Source organism: Paraburkholderia hospita (genome assembly GCF_002902965.1).
In the GTDB taxonomy this organism is placed as follows: domain Bacteria; phylum Pseudomonadota; class Gammaproteobacteria; order Burkholderiales; family Burkholderiaceae; genus Paraburkholderia; species Paraburkholderia hospita.
Map to the genome: position 1 here is coordinate 881,321 of NZ_CP026108.1, position 16,633 is coordinate 897,953.

At 56.4% G+C, this 16,633-nt stretch carries 11 protein-coding genes and 2 pseudogenes; 4 read left to right on the forward strand and 9 right to left on the reverse strand.

Annotated elements, in window-relative coordinates:
• Positions 1 to 46: 46 nt before the first annotated feature.
• Positions 47 to 847 (reverse strand): annotated as a pseudogene (locus tag C2L64_RS48365) (IS5 family transposase); the annotation flags it as partial.
• Between the two features lie 36 nt (positions 848 to 883).
• Positions 884 to 1,144, reverse strand: a complete 261-nt coding sequence (locus C2L64_RS48370) for a hypothetical protein (protein WP_103154269.1) — start codon at positions 1,142 to 1,144, stop codon at positions 884 to 886.
• Between the two features lie 747 nt (positions 1,145 to 1,891).
• On the opposite strand from C2L64_RS48370, the gene C2L64_RS48375 reads away from it, so the two are divergent.
• Positions 1,892 to 2,617, forward strand: coding sequence for a winged helix-turn-helix transcriptional regulator (locus tag C2L64_RS48375; RefSeq protein WP_103154270.1), 726 nt, complete (start codon positions 1,892 to 1,894; stop codon positions 2,615 to 2,617).
• 174 nt (positions 2,618 to 2,791) lie between these two features.
• Here C2L64_RS48375 and C2L64_RS48380 read toward each other — a convergent pair whose 3' ends face one another.
• The 5 genes from C2L64_RS48380 to C2L64_RS48400 all read right to left on the reverse strand — a co-directional run bounded on the left by C2L64_RS48380 (position 2,792) and on the right by C2L64_RS48400 (position 10,209).
• Complete coding sequence (locus tag C2L64_RS48380) at positions 2,792 to 4,285, reverse strand: efflux transporter outer membrane subunit (RefSeq protein WP_103154271.1); 1,494 nt, start codon at positions 4,283 to 4,285, stop codon at positions 2,792 to 2,794.
• 39 nt (positions 4,286 to 4,324) lie between these two features.
• Positions 4,325 to 7,480, reverse strand: coding sequence for an efflux RND transporter permease subunit (locus C2L64_RS48385; RefSeq protein WP_103154272.1), 3,156 nt, complete (start codon positions 7,478 to 7,480; stop codon positions 4,325 to 4,327).
• 16 nt (positions 7,481 to 7,496) lie between these two features.
• Complete coding sequence (locus tag C2L64_RS48390) at positions 7,497 to 8,726, reverse strand: efflux RND transporter periplasmic adaptor subunit (RefSeq protein WP_103154273.1); 1,230 nt, start codon at positions 8,724 to 8,726, stop codon at positions 7,497 to 7,499.
• Between the two features lie 410 nt (positions 8,727 to 9,136).
• Positions 9,137 to 9,775 (reverse strand): FMN-dependent NADH-azoreductase, encoded by a 639-nt coding sequence (locus tag C2L64_RS48395; protein WP_103154274.1) that lies wholly within the window; start codon positions 9,773 to 9,775, stop codon positions 9,137 to 9,139.
• Entirely contained in the window at positions 9,775 to 10,209 is a 435-nt protein-coding gene (locus C2L64_RS48400; protein ID WP_103154275.1) for a GNAT family N-acetyltransferase, read from the reverse strand. The genes C2L64_RS48395 and C2L64_RS48400 overlap by 1 nt, the downstream gene beginning before the upstream one ends.
• Positions 10,210 to 10,299: 90 nt before the next feature.
• Here C2L64_RS48400 and pdxR point away from each other — a divergent pair, with 90 nt between their 5' ends.
• From pdxR to C2L64_RS48420, 3 genes and pseudogenes are all read left to right on the forward strand, one after another.
• Positions 10,300 to 11,709 (forward strand): MocR-like pyridoxine biosynthesis transcription factor PdxR, encoded by a 1,410-nt coding sequence (pdxR, locus tag C2L64_RS48405; protein WP_103154276.1) that lies wholly within the window; start codon positions 10,300 to 10,302, stop codon positions 11,707 to 11,709.
• Positions 11,710 to 11,913: 204 nt separating this feature from the next.
• A pseudogene (hemH, locus tag C2L64_RS48410) lies at positions 11,914 to 12,983 on the forward strand (ferrochelatase).
• 731 nt (positions 12,984 to 13,714) lie between these two features.
• A complete protein-coding gene (locus C2L64_RS48420; RefSeq protein WP_103154278.1) occupies positions 13,715 to 14,170 on the forward strand; it encodes a DUF3788 domain-containing protein in 456 nt (151 codons plus the stop codon).
• 155 nt (positions 14,171 to 14,325) lie between these two features.
• On the opposite strand, the gene trpS is transcribed toward C2L64_RS48420, so the two are convergent.
• Both trpS and C2L64_RS55485 read right to left on the reverse strand, forming a co-directional pair.
• The gene (gene trpS / locus C2L64_RS48425; RefSeq protein WP_103154279.1) at positions 14,326 to 15,336 is read right to left on the reverse strand and encodes a tryptophan--tRNA ligase; all 1,011 of its coding nucleotides are present in this window, start codon (positions 15,334 to 15,336) and stop codon (positions 14,326 to 14,328) included.
• A gap of 130 nt (positions 15,337 to 15,466) precedes the next feature.
• Positions 15,467 to 16,237, reverse strand: a complete 771-nt coding sequence (locus C2L64_RS55485; protein ID WP_244212282.1) for a universal stress protein — start codon at positions 16,235 to 16,237, stop codon at positions 15,467 to 15,469.
• Positions 16,238 to 16,633: the final 396 nt, after the last annotated feature.

The window sequence follows — 16,633 nt, forward strand, 5'->3', positions numbered from 1 at the left end:
GGGGACCGCGTTTCCGGGAGGGAGCGCGGCTACCCTCTAAACGCAGCTCCGTCCGTCTGAATATCTTCCAGCAGACGAGAGCAACCAAGTTTGAGAAACGCTTCATGAATGTCGACCCGACGTTCGAAGCGAATACGAAGACGACGGGAGTTGTGAAGCCACGCATGTGTACGTTCGACAACCCAGCTGAATTTGCCCAGACCACTGCCGTGCCCTGTCCGGCATTTGGCTATCACTGGTTTGATGTCGCGCTCGCGAAGTTTCTGGGAGATGCGCCTTGGAGTCGTAGCCGCGGTATGCGTAGATGACCTTGGGTTTGTGAAGCGGCCGGCCATGTACGCCGCGAATCGGTGGAATGGCGTCCACCAGCGGCAGCAGTTGAATGACGTCGTTGCGATTCGCGCCTGTCGGGATCGCGCTGAGAGGAACGCCATTGGCGTCTACGAGGATGTGGTGCCTGGCCCCTGGTTGCGCGCGATCCGTGGGGTTCGGACCGGTTTTTCGCCCGCCCCAACGGCTCGCACAGATGAAGAGTCGACAGCTGCTCGTGAAATCCTGTTTGCCGGCCTCGCGTTACCTAGTCAACAATAGCTCGTGCAATCGTTTCCACACGCCGGCCTTATGCTACTCGTGCAACCGTCTCCAGCACGTTAAACCCGAGCCGAATCCCAATTTTGTCGGGGTCGCGCCAGCGGATACCGGTCTCGAGTACGAACAGGATGCCGTTCAGTGCGAATCGGTTCGCAGCCGGCAACCGGCCTGGATATTTCTTGCGCCGTGGTTTTGGCGTCTGCAGCAATGGTTCGATCAGTGCCCACTGTTCGTCATCGACAATAAGCGCGCCCATCCCCCGTAGCTCAGGTGGAATCAAGCTTCAACTGAATCAAAACGACGGCCTCACCACTGATAGAGAGTAGCGGCCAAGCTCCAGCCCAGTTATCTGATGCGGCGGCGCAACTGTCGGTTTAGAACCCGATGTCGCAGTCGGTGTCAGGTCATCGGCATCCGAATATCCATACATCGACTTTTCCTGGGCTAATTGCGCTCTAACCTCGTCGTTGGCCGGTAGGGGCGTCGATTGCGCAAATGAAGGGGCAGTCGTCAGCGCGATGGAGGCTGCGACTACGAGTTGAACAATTTTCATGATTTTTCTCGAGGAAATGTCCGGTGTCTGATGTCTCGGGTCCAATGGAACTAGTTTAGATGGATGTATTCGTGAAAGTGAGCACTGCCAGAACAAATCATTGTTGTCGGTTTGTGAATTCGACGTGAGCCATTCAATTACGCGCTGATGCACGAGTACCAAAGGGTTCCCCGCGTGCATGCCCTAACCAACGATCATCGGCACTGTATGAACTTTTTCCACACATCGTTACTGCGTAACGATGACGGCCATTGCTCGTCAATTACCGAGAGTTGTTCTTCTTGACAATCGCAGGCAACACTGCTTGACGCAATATATCCATGCGACAACACATGCGACTGTTGACCGTAAAATCGAGGTTGCCAAACCGGACAAAACACCGCATTCTTGGAACGCTAAACCTGCGCTCTATCCCTGCTTCAGCCAGTTTGATTAAGCCGCACATCCCGGCTCAATTACGCCACCCCGTAACACCACGACGGTGAAGAGTTGTGGCTGCGTGCATTCGTCTACCGACGCGTACGCAAACGTCAGTTGAAGCCGGGTAGACCCCGAGCAATCGGATGCCTTCGATATAGTATTCGCGTTAATTCGACAAATTGCACTCGCGTTCAGCACAACCGCTCCACGTTGAAATGGGGCGAGTGACATTCTCGAAACAAAAGCCGCAAGATAAGACGTGCGACAAAGACCAACGACGGGGGTATCGGCCCGCTCGAAACGGGCTGCGATGTATTCGGAGTACACATGCAAATTGCCTTTTTCACTTTCAGAGATGCGCTGTTCAACGAGATGAGTCGAGCATTCGAACAGAACGGAATTGCCTGTACGCGTTTCACAGACGAGCGCTCGATGTTCCGCTTTCTCCAACATAATGAGACGGCACTTATTATGTTTGATGCGACGCAAAGTCACCTGCCGGCCCTCACTGCGATCAAGTGGCGCGCGTGCCATTTCCGTACCGACCTGCCGGTGATGATGATCGGCCGTTCGTGGAACAGCCATGCCGTAATTGAAGCATTGGATGCCGGGGTCGATGAAGTCGCCATCGAGACCGCCAGCATCGATGAGATTATGGCGCGAACCAGGCGCCTGATCATGCGTCGGCGCCCAGGGGCAATAGAACGAGTGACGGTGGCAAAATATACGATCGACAGGGCCGACCGCACTGTAAGGTTCCGCGACCAATGTGTCTATTTAACAGCGCGGGAGCTGAGCCTTGCGTGGCTGCTATTCACGAACCCCGGAAAATTAATGAGCCGAGAGCAGCTTGCGGCCGCCGTGTGGGGCAAGGGCGCGGACTTGGCTGGCAGGTCCCTCGAGCAGCACATATACAAGTTGAGGTCGAAGCTTGCGCTCGACAATCGAAGTGGACCGCAGCTGCAAACCGTCTACGGAGTTGGCTATCTCTTCAGCGAGAAGCCTCAAATCGACAACAAATTCTCTGACACTCTTGTTTCGATGGCTGCCTGATCGACGCTGGCGGTGCGCACTTCCGATTGGCACTACCCAGGACAATCGAAAGACATAGGAGAATGTTGAATATGTCGGCTACGGCTACAAGGCCATTGCCGACACGAATCACGCTGATAATGGAGAATCACACGGTTCCATTGGAAGAAGGCGCTCCAAGGTAAATTCCGGCGTTCACATCGGCGAGTTCGCACGAGCATAGCTCGCAGTAGCATCTGGCGCCAGTGCTTTATCGCCCGAGTGCTCCAACCAGCCCCCGCCGAGAGCCCGATAAAGGTCAACGATGCTCGTCCATCGCGCAAGTCGCGTAGCTACCAACTGTCGCTCGGACGAGTCTAGATCGTTCTGGGCTGTCAACACCGACAGATAACTGTCGGCGCCGTTACGATATCGTGCGTACGCCAGATCAAAGCGGCGCTGCTGTGCGTCCTGGTTGCTCCGAAGGGCGGCGATCTCATTGTCGTATGTCCCACGTGCAGCAAGGCCGTCCGCGACCTCACGGAATGCTGGCTGTAGGGTTTTCTCATAGTTTGCAATCTGTATCTGCTTCAGAACGTTTGCTCGATTCAGGTTCGCGGTATTCGCACCTCCCTCGAAAACAGGCAAGGCCACTTGCGGGGCGAAGCTCCATGCGGCTGATCCGGCCTTGAACAGGTCCCCCAATGAGGGACTCGCTGTACCGAAAGCGCCGGTGAGAGAAATCCTGGGAAAGAACGCGGCCCGCGCCGCTCCAATGTTCGCGTTAGCTGCAATCAGTTGCTCTTCGGCTTCCATAATGTCGGGGCGGCGTGAGAGCAAATCCGATGGCAACCCCGCGGGGACATCTGTTAACAGATCCTGGGCGTCGAGTGATAACCCGAGCGGGAGATCGTCCGGCAACGGTTCGCCAATTAGGAGGACGAGCGCGTTCTCAGCTTGGGCCCGAGCACGGGCTTGTGCTTCGAGATTTGCCCGTGCATGGTCTACGACACTCTGCGCCTCCTTCAGGTCAAGTTCAGAGCCAACTCCGGTGTCAAACTGAAGCTTCGTTAAGCGGTAGGATTCCTGCGCTGTCGATAGCGTATTTTTCGTCACATTCAGGAGGTCATCGTACGCAAGCAACGTTAGGTACTCGTCGGCGACCTGCGCCACAAGTGCAATCTGGATTGATTTTCTTGCCTGTGCTGTTGCAAGATATTGCGCCAGAGCTGCTCCGCTCAGACTCCGAATGCGTCCCCAGAGATCAATCTCCCAAGACGTGTTTAGCCCAACGCTATAATCCCTGGAAACGGTTCGTCCAGAGACTGCCAAATCCTTGGGCGTCCGTTGTACGTTCGCCCCGGCCGCGGTGTCGATCGCAGGAAGTGAAGCAGCCCGGGTTATGCGGTAGCGCTCGCGATCGGCGTCCACGTTGAATACGGCCACGCGCAAATCACGATTATTTCTGAGAGCGATTTCGACAAGTTTTTGCAATCTAGGGTCGGCGAAGAATTCACGCCATCCAATATCGGCCGCGGCGCGATCCCTCGCACTCCGGTCTCCACCGCCGTGACTAGGCTGCGTTGCATACACTCCGCCCGTGGGATATAGGCTCGAAGTTGGCGCGGCAGGGCGTTGGTACGCAGGAATCATTGTGCAGCCTGCCGCCATAAGCGTTCCCGCTACGATGGTTACGACAAGGGGTCTCATTAGGTTCTCGTTGATTTCGTCATCACGATGGGTAGGCGCTTACTGCTCATGCTCCTCTACGGTGCGCGTGGCCTCATCGATACCACCGCCCTGTCGAGCGAACATCGTTCGCACCTTCACGTAGAACATCGGAATCAGGAAAATCGCCAGGAACGTCGCCGTCAGCATTCCGCCGATCACTCCTGTTCCGATTGCATGCTGACTAGCGGACCCTGCGCCATTACTCACGGCAAGCGGAAAGACTCCAAAGATAAACGCGAGGGATGTCATGATGATAGGGCGCAGCCGCAGGCGCGCCGCCTCGAGTGCCGCATCAATCGGAGCCATCCCTTGCTTATCCTGCAGTTCACGCGCGAATTCGACAATGAGAATCGCATTTTTTGCTGACAGTCCAACGGTCGTCAAAAGACCGACCTGGAAGAAAACGTCGTTCTCAAGACCTCGGAGTGTCGTGGCTAGCAGCGCGCCGATGACGCCGACCGGCACGACCATAATTACAGAGAACGGAATCGACCAGCTCTCGTATAACGCCGCGAGACAAAGGAACACAACGAGAATCGACGTTCCGTAGATGATGGGAGCCTTCGAGCCAGACTGAACTTCCTGGAAAGACAACCCCGTCCACAAATAACCGATGCCTGCAGGCAATTTTTTCGCGAGCGCCTCCATTTCCGCCGTAGCCTGTCCGGTGCTCTTTCCAGGCGCAGCCTGACCCACAATCTCCACTGACGACACGCCGTTGTAACGTTCGAGCTTCGGAGAGCCGTACGCCCACCGGCTGTCAGCAAAAGTGCTGAACGGCACCATTGTCCCCGCGTCGTTACGCACATACCACCGACTCAGGTCTTCGGGCGTCCTCCGGAATGGCGCGTCAGCCTGAACATAGACGCGCTTGATCCGACCGTCGGCGTCGAGGAAATTGTTCACATATTGAGATGCCCACGCGATAGACAAAGATTGATCAATCGCCGACGGCGACACGCCAAGGGCTTGCGCTTTCTCTCTATCGATGTTGACCTCGTATGTAGACGTGTCGTTTAGGCCGTTAGGACGTACCAGCGACAGTACCGGATCCTCGGAAGCCATCCGTAGCAGTTGATTTCTGGCATCCATCAGAGCCTCATGTCCAACGCCAGCGTTGTCCGTCAACTCAAAGTCAAAGCCAGATGCCGTACCCAATTCACGAATCGCAGGAGGGTTAAACGGAATGACTTTTGCATCCTTGTACTTCGCGTAGTGTGCGGCCACGCGCCGGATCAACATGTGAACACTTTGATCTGCGTGCTGGCGCTGCTCGAAGTCCTTCAGTTTTACAAACGCAAGACCCGCGTTCTGAGCCCGTCCCGCAAAGCTGAACCCATTCATCGTAAACACCGAATCTACGACGTCCTTCTCGCTAGTCAGCAAGTAGTCGTTGATGTCTGAAAGGGTGCGTCCGGTTATTTCCTTCGTCGAACCGGGTGGGGTCTGCACAATGACGAACATGTACCCCTGGTCCTCGTCGGGAAGGAAGGACTTCGGCAACTGTATGAAAAGTGCTCCAACGCCCGCGATAACGGCGAGGTAAATTAGTATCCAGCGCCCCGAGCGTCGGATGACGTGATGCACACCACCTTGGTATTTGCCGCGACTCAGATCGAACATCCGGTTGAACCAGCCGAAGAAACCTCCCTTTTCGGTCTGGTGACCGCGCGGAATCGGTTTTAAGATCGTCCCGCAAAGCGCCGGGGTCAAAATCAGTGCAACGAGTACCGACAGGACCATTGCCGAGACAATAGTCACGGAAAATTCTCTATAGATCGCGCCGACAGACCCACCAGAGAGCGCGACCGGAACAAATACAGCCGACAGGACCAATGCGACACCGACCAGTGCGCCTGTAATCTGCTCCATCGCCTTGCGAGTTGCCTCTCGTGGAGATAGCCCCTCTTCCATCATCACCCGTTCTACGTTCTCGACGACCACAATCGCATCGTCGACAAGCAGGCCGATTGCGAGCACGAGTCCAAACATCGACAGCACGTTGATCGAAAAACCGAGCACGTTCGCGATGCCAAGCGTGCCAAGCAAAACAACAGGTACGGCAATCGTCGGGATCAACGTCGCACGCAGGTTCTGCATGAACAGGTACATCACCAGGAAAACAAGCACTATCCCTTCGATCAGCGTCTTAACGACCTCTTCGATAGATTTGTGCACGAACGGTGAGCTGTCATACGGGTAATGGACGGTCAGTCCGTGCGGGAACGATGCCGACAGCTCCTTCACCTTCGCCTGAATTGCGTTGACCGTCTGCAAGGCATTAGCGCCCGGCGCCAGCTGGATTCCGAAGCCGGCAGCGGGCTGCCCCTTAAACTTCGTATCGAAGCTGTACGTCTCGGCGCCCAGCTCAATTCTAGCCACGTCTTTCAGACGTACCTGGGAGCCATCCTGGTTGACCCTCAACTGGATGTTGCCGAATTGCTCTGGCGTTCGGAGAAGAGTGGCTGCCGTAATGGTGGCCTGCATTACCGTGTTCGTTACCGCAGGCGTGCCCCCGATCTGCCCGGCAGCAACCTGCACGTTTTGATTCGATATCGCATGCGTAACGTCTAGTGGCGTCAGCGAATAGTTAGTCAGCTTGGACGGATCGAGCCATATCCGCATCGCGTACTGTGAGCCCAGCAAACGTGTCTGTCCCACACCGTTGATACGGCTGATAGGATCAAGAACATGCGACGCGACATAATCCGTCAAGTCGACGTAAGACATGCTCCCATCATCGGATGTAAAAGCGATCCATAACAGGTAGCTGCTAGTTGATTTCGTGACTTGCAAGCCCAGCTGCTGCACGGCTTGGGGCAAAAGGGGTATAGCAAGGGATAATTTGTTCTGCACCTGAACCTGTGCAGTGTCCGGGTTTGTGCCCGGCGCGAATGTAATCGTAATCGTTGAGCCGCCCGAGTCATCGCTGTTGGACGACATGTACAGCAGATGATCGAGACCGCCCATTTGCTGCTCGACGACCTGAGTCACCGTACTTTCGACGGTTTTTGCGGAAGCACCTGGATAGTTTGCCGTGATCTGGATCGCAGGCGGTGCGATTTGCGGATACTGGGCGACTGGAAGCGCGACGATGGACGCTGCGCCGGCAAGCATCAGGATAATTGCAATCACCCACGCGAAAATCGGGCGATCGATAAAGAACGTGGACAATTGACGCTACTCCTACTCAAACGCCAGAGGCTGCAGATTGTGAGGCGGATGCACCCGGTGAAGGGCTGCGCCGGGAGACAGATTCAACGGAGGAGCCCTTCACTGTCGCCGCGTTTGTCGCCGGAACAGCCTGCACCGTCATGCCCGGGCGCACTTTTCCTGCGCCTTGTACGATCACTCGATCTCCCGGCTGCAAGCCACTGTCGACGACCCAGTCACTACCGTAAGTGCCGGCGGTGACAAGAGAGCGCTCAACCACCTTGTTATCGGCGCCCACTACGAGTACGTTCGCCCGCCCCTTCTGGTCGTGCGTGACGCCAACCTGTGGTACAAGAAACGCATGTTCGTCGATTCCTTTCTCTATACGCGCCTGGACGAACATACCAGGCAGCAGGACGCGATCGGGATTCGGAAACACCGCCCGCAACGTGACGGAACCCGTAGATTGATCCACGGTCACGTCAGAGAATTGCAAAGTCCCCTTGTGCGAATACTCACGGCCGTCTTCGAGAATTAAGGTGACTTGCGCCGCATTTGCACCGGACGTTTTTAGACGCCCCTCTTGAATCTCGCGACGAAGTTTGAGCCCGTCGAGGCTGGCTTGTGCGACATCGACATATACGCGATCCATCTCCTGAATCGTATCCATCAAAGTCGCCTGACTCGCCTGAACGTATGCGCCTGGCGTAACCTGCGATACACCTGTGCGACCTGTCACAGGTGCAACTACGTCGGTGTAGCGAAGATTGATTTGTGCCGTCTCCACTTCCGCCTTCCCTGCAGCGACATCTGCGGCCGCTGACCTCTCCGCGGATACGGCGTTCTCATAATCCTGCTCGCTAATCGCACTCGCCGCGACCAGCACCTTATCCCGCTTTGCCAAGGCGCTCGCCGTAATAAGACTTGCTTCGGCCTTGGCAAGAGCTGCCTTTGCGGCATCGACCTTGGCGATGTACGGAGCGGGGTCGATCTTGTAAAGGCGTTGACCTGCCCTTACCTCAGTTCCCTCAACAAAGTCACGGCTAAGTACAATCCCGTCTGCTCGTGCACGTACCTGTGCGACCAGATACGCACTTGTGCGTCCCGGTAGCTCAGTGAAGATGGGTACTGCTTGCGGATTCACGGTCACAAAGCCGATTTCAGGTAATTGAGGGCTTGGAACGGATTCCTTCTTTCCGCACGCGGCTAATCCAATAGCAGAAGCTGCAATCGCGATTATTAAGTGAAAACTTTGTTTAGTACGCATATGCTACATCTCTTCAGAACGGTCGTATCCTGGTCGGCGTCGCCACATAGGAACGGCTAAAGGCGCTCAAATCGGTCTTGTTATGGATCGCCGTCAGCAACGGAATCGACGTCCGTCCGCGTCGCAAGCCGCCATTGTGATCCGTGAGTCTTTTCGTAACCGCCGGGAGCGCTAGTAATGCGTAGAGAAGATTCCGAAATGCCCACCACACTCCTCGCCGAAAATTTTGTAAAAACTGCGTTGGCACACACTGGTTCGACTACCTATTAAACAATAGCCAGCCGACGGATGCATAAGTCGACAATTAGCCAACCTGAGCGTAATCTTCGGTATCGCTTCGCCTCAGGCACTTTGATATTCGGACGTCGTACCCGCCGCGCAAACCATCCGTGGTTGAAAATCGAACCTTCCTACCGTCCAGTCCGCTCTGCTTTGCGCACAGACCGGAACACCCGTGATGAAAATTCAAGCGATGCGGTCAGTTTTGCGCGGGCAATCGCTATGTCGCCCACTGTCGGGTCTTCCCCCGCCAGATAAACGAACTCGGTGCTATGAATCCCCATAACAGAAAAAACATGGCGCAGATACGGCGTCAGGAAATCAGGTTGACTCGTTTTTTCCCCAAAGCATGGCGTGCTAGACCGAACAAGCACGAGTGCAGGGCGATCTTTGAGTAGCCCAATCTTCCCCCCATTTCCTCGTTTGAACGTGCGTCCGTCACGCACAACGTGATCGACCCATACCTTCAGTGCCGAGGGCACTGCGAAGTTATGCATCGGCGTGGAAATCAGCACGCAAGCGCTTTGCTCCAGTTCAGCAATCAACTGTTCGGAATCCGGGAAGGCATCCGACGTATGCGTCCATGACTCAAATAGACCCTGTGCGTACGCTGCTGAAAGCGCGCGCAACCCGTCAGTAGCGACGTTGCGCGTCACGAGCCGGACTTCCGGGCGTCCAAACCGGAACTGTTCGATAGCCTCGCGCGCCACCTGGCCACCCAGTGAGCGCTCACCGTGCGGGCTGCATTCCAACAGAAGAAAGGTACTCATCAGTCAACCGCCTCAACAAAATGCAATCCTGTTGCCAGCAACCCTTGTCGGAAGTAAAAGCGCTGAGCAAACGCGTTAGACAAACCTGTGTCGAGCACAAGCCGATCACAGCGCAGTCGTTTCGCCTCTTCACGTACCGCTTCGATCAGTCGTCGCCCAAGGCCTTGGCTGCGCGCGCCAGCGCCTACCACCAGATCATCGATATAGACAAAGCGGCCATAGAGCAGGTTTTCCTGTAACCGATAACCCGCCAGCGCAACGATCTCTTCTCCCTGCCATGCAGCGAGCAGCCGGTAGCCCTGTTCCCGCTGCCTTCGTAACTGTGCGACAAAGGCACCCGGCCCGATTAGGTTCGGTCGCAACTCCAGCATGACGGCATAGCAGGCGATACAATCTTGATCGTTGTCGATATGACGTAAGGAGGTTAATGTCATGGCGATATCCGAGTTACCGAGCCGCAAGTTTAGAAGAAGAGTGACCTACTCAACAGGCACAAGAAATATTCAACGGACTGGGACATCGAGATGCATTTACCCGACTTCAAGTCGCTGACCGATCGTCAGTCGCCGATCTATTTGCAGTTGTATTGGCGTTTTCGAAATGCAATCGCCACCGGCAAACTGGCTCCTGGCGACCGCGTGCCTTCGATTCGAAGTCTCGCGAGTGAGCTGAATCTCGCACGCGGTACCGTCGAGGCGGCGTATCAGATGTTGAGCAGCGAAGGCTACCTGATAGGGCGCGGCCCGGCAGGCACGGTCGTGTCTCCGCAGCTTGATGGGCGCGTCAGCGCTACGACACCGGTTGGGTCGAGCGTTCTTCCCCGATCAGGTCAGATCAAACTAGCCGCCTCCAAGCCTTTGCAGTTGGGTTTGCCCGCACTGGATGCTTTTCCCCGGAAAACCTGGGTTCGGCTCGCGGGGCGAAATTTGCGCGCGATGAACGTCGCGGACATGGTCAACGCGGATCCAAACGGATATGAGCCGCTGCGGCGGGCGATTGCCGCTTATCTCGCGGTTTCACGCGGTATAGCCTGCACGCCCGATCAGGTTTTCGTAACCGCAGGATACCGCGGAGCATTGGAGCTGATCCGACGCACCTTGTTCCGACACGGCGATAGCGGCTGGTTCGAGGATCCAGGGTATCTGCACGCTCGGCGGTTCCTCGAAGATGCCGGCATGCAATTGGTTCCGTTGCCGGTAGATGACGATGGCCTAAACGTGGAATCCGGACTGCGTCACGCGGTTGACGCCCGGTTCGCAGTGGTTACGCCGACACATCAAAGTCCCTCCGGCGTCGCCCTGTCACTACCGCGGAGATTGGCGTTATTGGATTGGGCTCAAGCTCAGCGCGCATGGATCATCGAAGACGATTATGACAGCGAGTTCAGATACGACGGCCGGCCCCTCCCTCCTCTGAAGAGCCTGGACCACGCGGGCCGCGTGCTATATGCCGGCACTTTCAGCAAGGTGCTATACCCAGGATTGCGACTGGCCTACCTGGTGGTTCCTGAGCATGAAATCGGCAAGTTCCGGAATTCGATGGCGCAACTTGGAAGCAGCCCAGTCCTTTTTCAGGCCACCGTAGCCGATTTCATGGAGCAGGGCCATTTTGCTCGGCACATCAAGAAAATGCGTTCACTTTACGCAACAAGACGCGAATATCTTGTTCAGGCTTTGGCTCAGGTGTTCGGCGATATGCTACTGGTTCCCGAACGCGCGGGGGGAATTCATGTGGTTGCACATCTAAAACCAAAGTACAACGATAAGGCATTCGCTGCCGCTGCCAATGCCAAAGGTTTAGCAATAATGGCCTTGAGTGAATGGTGCATACGCCGTCGATCCCCGGTTGGTTTGCTGATGGGATTTGCCAATATTGCCACTCCCGAGCAAGCTTTAAAGTATGTCCGACGGTTGAGAGAGGCTTTTGAACACTGATATGTGCACAAATCCCGCCGCTCATGAACAGCTTCACCGCGTGCGTCCGCCAATCCCGACGGCGAATATCCGGTGTCTAGCATGCGCTGCGCTTTCTCCGTGCCAATCGGCCGGACGTCCAGGTATCGCTCGCAGAGCGCGCCGCTATAATGAGCTTTCAGTCCATTAGGTGCCGCGCCTTCGCGCGGCTCTTGTCTCTTGCCTATGCGCTTCGACCTCGAGCGGCCCTTGCAGTCTGCCACGGCACATCGCGTCGCCGTGTTGCTGATCAACCTCGGCACGCCCGATGCGCCGACGCCTCGCGCCGTGCGCCGCTATCTCGCGCAGTTCCTGTCGGATCCGCGTGTGGTCGAGATTCCGGCGTTCGTGTGGCAGATCATCCTGCGTTTGTTCATCCTGCCGTTTCGCGGCGTGGCGTCGGCGAAGAAGTACGCGTCGGTGTGGATGCCGGAAGGTTCGCCGTGCGCGTGCATGCGCAAAAGCAGGTCGAAGGGCTGCGGCATCTGCTGCATCTGAACGACTACACGGTGATCGTCGACTACGCGATGCGCTACGGCACGCCCGACATCCCGGCCATGCTGAACCAGCTGAAGCTCGCGGGCGCCGAGCGCATCTTGCTGATGCCGATGTACCCGCAGTATTCGTCGTCGACCACGGCCACCGCATTCGACGACGCGTTCGCGGCACTCAAACGCATGCGCAACCAGCCGGAAATCCGCACGGTGCGGCAGTACGCGGATCATCCCGCGTATATCGCGGCGCTCGCGGCGCAGGTGAATCACTACTGGCATACGCACGGCCGTCCTGACTTCGCGGCGGGCGACAAGCTCGTACTGAGCTTTCATGGCGTGCCGAAGCACACACTCGATCTCGGCGATCCGTATCACGATCAATGTCAGCAGACGGCGTCGCTGTTGATGCATGCGCTCGGGCTCACGTCCGTCGAATGCCGCGTGACGTTCCAGTCGCGCTTCGGCAAGGCCGAATGGCTTCAGCCCTATACGGCGCCGACGTTGAAGGAGCTGGGCGCGGCGGGCGTGCATCGAGCGGACGTGTTCTGTCCGGGCTTCACGGCGGATTGCCTGGAGACGATCGAGGAAATCGGCATGGAAGTGCGCGACGAGTTCGTTCATGCCGGCCGGAAAGTTTTTCACGCCATTCCTTGCCTGAATGCGTCGCCCGCATGGATCGCGGCGCTCGGCGAGATGGTCGCGCAGCATCTGCAAGGCTGGCCGGTTCAGGCGGCTACGCCGCAAAGTGCGTCCGTGGCATGAAATTACGCCTCCGGCTTGCAATCTGCAATGTGCAATCGTGTGATGCCTAATGGCGTCTGGAAGAGCCTGAAGAAACGCTGATCGGCTACAAGACTTTCAGCCGGACTGGGCGCTGGACTGCGTACCCACAAATGGCTGCGGACGGCGCGCCTCGTCAAAACGCGCTCGCTGGCGACGCCGCGGAGAAAGAGCCGGCGCGAATCCGTGGCGCAACGGCGAAGCCCACCAAGGAGTGCAGGTCGGCGATCTCATCGCTGATGTGGGTCGCCAGGACGCAGAGCGGGAAGCAATCTATGACGAAACCTCGCGACGAAAAAACCTACACAACTGCGTCCACCGGACACCACTTAACTGTTACCTTGTCACAGGTGTCTGATCTACATACGCAACACATACCGTTTCGCGGTATAGAACTTTGGTAGGTCAGCGTCACTGAATGTCACCATATTCGTTACGCAGTAACGAAACGTCACGAGTTGAATTCACAACGCCGAAGGTTAGTTTCCCTGCAGACGATGGAGCCATTGCAGGCCTGATTAGCGCGTCGGATCTGGCTCCAGCGAAGATCTGTGAATCTGGGGTATTGCCATTGCAGTCTCCAGAGGATATGAATAAACCTTCAGAAGCATTTAAATCACTTGCAAGAAGCTCATGTAAGATCGTTGGCGAGAAGAGCACGCCGACCGACGAAAGCGTTCCGCCTACGCAGAGGAAGAGGAAGAGGAAGCAACATGAAAGAGTCTCCCGATATTGGAGATAGGATCACCGATAAATCGGCGCCGCCCGATGAGCAAACTCTACGCAACTGGATGGGGGCGAAGGCGTTCAAGCATTGGGCCGACCTGCAGAGCTGGATCGAGGAATCGTACCCCAGTGTTTTCACGCCAGACTGGCTCTATGGCGGCAAGAAACGCGGTTGGTCACTGCGCTACAAGAAGACCAAAGCCTTCTGCACGTTGCTTCCTGAATACAGGATGTTGTCCGTTCTTGTGGTCCTGGGACGAGCAGAGCGGGAAAAATTTGATGAGCGCCGCTATTCCTGGAGCCCGAAGTTGGTGAAACTCTACGACGATGCCCACCCATACCCCGACGGGAAATGGTTGACTGTTGCCGTCTCATCTGCAGATGATCGGCATGAGCTTATAGAGCTTGTAAGTATGAAGCGCCCTCCCCTAACGGGCGGTTAATATCGCGTAAGCGTTAAGCCCTGCGACGCTATGCGTGCAACTTCGCGCGCTCGCGGCCACGCCGCGCGTGAAGTTGGTCAATGCTTTCCCAATGCCTTGTGCGACTTGCGACAATCGCGGGCAATCGACAAATAGTCGAAAGCGGCCGCTTGACCCTAGAAGTAGCTCAGCCCCAGCGCGCCTTTGACCTCCGACAGCGTTTCTGCGGCCACCTCTCGCGCACACATCGTACCGCGGCGCAAGATTGCGAGCACCTCGCCCCGGTCTTCCTGAAGCTCGCGACGGCGCACCCGAATGGGTTCGATAAGTGACTGTAGGCGCTCGTTTAGGACCCGTTTTACCGCACTATCGCCCAGACCGCCACGACGATAGTGCGATTTGAGCTCGTCAACTTTCTGTACGTAGGGCTCAAATGCATCGAGGAACGCGAACACGACATTACCCTCTACCCTACCAGGATCGCTGATCCGCAGGTGATTCGGGTCGGTATACATGTCGCTGACCGCCTTCGCAATCTCGTCCTCAGTGGCCCCCAGAGTAATCGAGTTACCTAGCGATTTGCTCATCTTGGCTTTGCCATCGACGCCGGGCAATCGAGCAACCTGCGAGAGCACAGCTTCGCACTCGACCAGTACAGATCGGTCAACTGTGTTGTTAAAGCGGCGCACCAACTCGTTCGTCTGCTCGATCATAGGTAACTGGTCATCGCCCACAGGTACGTGCGTTGCCTTGAACGCTGTTATATCCGCAGCCTGACTTACCGGATACGTCAGGAAGCCGGCCGGAATGTCTCTCTCGAAACCCCGTAGTCGAATTTCCTCCTTGATCGTGGGGTTACGTTCAAGACGCGCGACGGTTACGAGGTTGAGGAGATACTGAGAGAGCTCCGCCAATTCTGGTACCTGTGACTGGATGAGAATGGTGGACTTCGTCGGGTCGATTCCGACGGCAAGATAATCGAGTGCTACTTCAATCACATTCTCGGTTACTTTCTGGTGTCGGCCGACGTTGTCGGTCAACGCCTGTGTATCTGCGAGAAGCAGGAACTGCCGTGCTTCATGCTGCAACTGAACCCTTGCACGCAACGACCCGACATAGTGGCCGAGATGGAGCGGCCCCGTGGTCCGGTCCCCGGTCAGGATGGTAGGACGGTTTTTATACATCATAGACTACAGCCCTATTGCTTAGTGATACCAGCCTCAGTAGCAGGCAAACTCAAACGCCACCAGGCCTGGCGGCGTCACGCGGAGCGGCCAAAGCCGCTGGAGGCCCCACTGATGCGGATGATCTCGCTCATCAGCCCGCAGTGACGGTAACGATCGTTGCCCCCTTTAACCTGTCCAACAGGTCAATGTGAAGCGGGCGACCGCCGTACCATCTCGCGAAGCCGGTTTTCACACGGTGACCGACGACGATCATGTCGGCGCTCAATCGTTCGAGCAGCTGAGGGATTGCATCTGCAGCGTGGCCAAATACAACGTGGCCACGCGCAAAAATTCCATTCGTATTGAGCTCGTCGATTGCGTCTTTCAAGTCAGACCGCGCGTTTGCTTCCATTTGCAATACCAGGAGTTCGTTCATGATACCCCCAGCCACGGCTGCCGTGCCGATGCAATCGACAACCGTGACGACATCGACAACGGCCGCAAGCGCTAAAGAAAGCGAGACACATCGAAACAAAGCGGACTTTGCTTCGGTTGTTCCATCATAGAACAGAAGTATTCTGGATACATTCGGCATTTGCAATGGAGCGCGAATCGGGTCAGTCGGTACGATGGAATCAATGCGAGGCTTATGCGCAAGGGATTCCCATGGGGAACAGCAGACTTCGGAAAAACTACAGAAAATCCACGGGAAAGGTGGTGCATCGGTGTTTCGGACTTGCCGGAATACGGAGCGACAGGCATTCGCGAATGGGCGAAAACCATTGCGAATTGGAAGCAATCGTGAGCCGGTCCCGCTCAGGTCAACCATACCCGAATGCAACCCGCGAGAAATCCGAGCATCGACAGAATCTTCAGCGCACGCCCTCGAATCCGCCGATCCGCTCGATTCGGCGATGAGCATACTTTTGTCGAATAGACCTTTGCGGAGATATGAGCGTTTGCGCGCGGCATCTTGTCCAAGCCTTCTTTTCCTTGATGGGTCGGCTATAGTATCTGGTCGCTGAGGCCGACTGTAGGGCCATGAAATGACTGTTGGGCCAGGCCATCTTTGATGTTCAGGCCATCTCCGTCAAATGTGGTACCGGTGAATAGACAAGAATGGTGGATGCACGGCTAGGGTCGGGCGAGGCAGTGCCGCAATCAACGACAGGCGAAGCAAACGCGACCGGGCGCGACCATTGCGGCCGGGGCAAGGCGTTGCCCCTCTCGAACGAGCATAACGTTCGCTGGTAACTGCCTTGACGCCCTCCCCGCGCTCAGCCTTCGGCTGCCGCGCTGTGCGCGGAAAGGACGAGGA

Bases quoted from the DNA above. Each gene is read 5' to 3' on its own strand.
- C2L64_RS48380 (WP_103154271.1), bottom strand. From the start codon at position 4,285: ATGAGACCCCTTGTCGTAACCATCGTAGCGGGAACGCTTATGGCGGCA.
- C2L64_RS48390 (WP_103154273.1), bottom strand. From the start codon at position 8,726: ATGCGTACTAAACAAAGTTTTCACTTAATAATCGCGATTGCAGCTTCT.
- C2L64_RS48400 (WP_103154275.1), bottom strand. From the start codon at position 10,209: ATGACATTAACCTCCTTACGTCATATCGACAACGATCAAGATTGTATC.
- C2L64_RS55485 (WP_244212282.1), bottom strand. From the start codon at position 16,237: ATGCTCATCGCCGAATCGAGCGGATCGGCGGATTCGAGGGCGTGCGCT.
- C2L64_RS48395 (WP_103154274.1), bottom strand. From the start codon at position 9,775: ATGAGTACCTTTCTTCTGTTGGAATGCAGCCCGCACGGTGAGCGCTCA.
- trpS (WP_103154279.1), bottom strand. From the start codon at position 15,336: ATGATGTATAAAAACCGTCCTACCATCCTGACCGGGGACCGGACCACG.
- C2L64_RS48375 (WP_103154270.1), top strand. From the start codon at position 1,892: ATGCAAATTGCCTTTTTCACTTTCAGAGATGCGCTGTTCAACGAGATG.
- C2L64_RS48370 (WP_103154269.1), bottom strand. From the start codon at position 1,144: ATGAAAATTGTTCAACTCGTAGTCGCAGCCTCCATCGCGCTGACGACT.
- C2L64_RS48420 (WP_103154278.1), top strand. From the start codon at position 13,715: ATGAAAGAGTCTCCCGATATTGGAGATAGGATCACCGATAAATCGGCG.
- pdxR (WP_103154276.1), top strand. From the start codon at position 10,300: ATGCATTTACCCGACTTCAAGTCGCTGACCGATCGTCAGTCGCCGATC.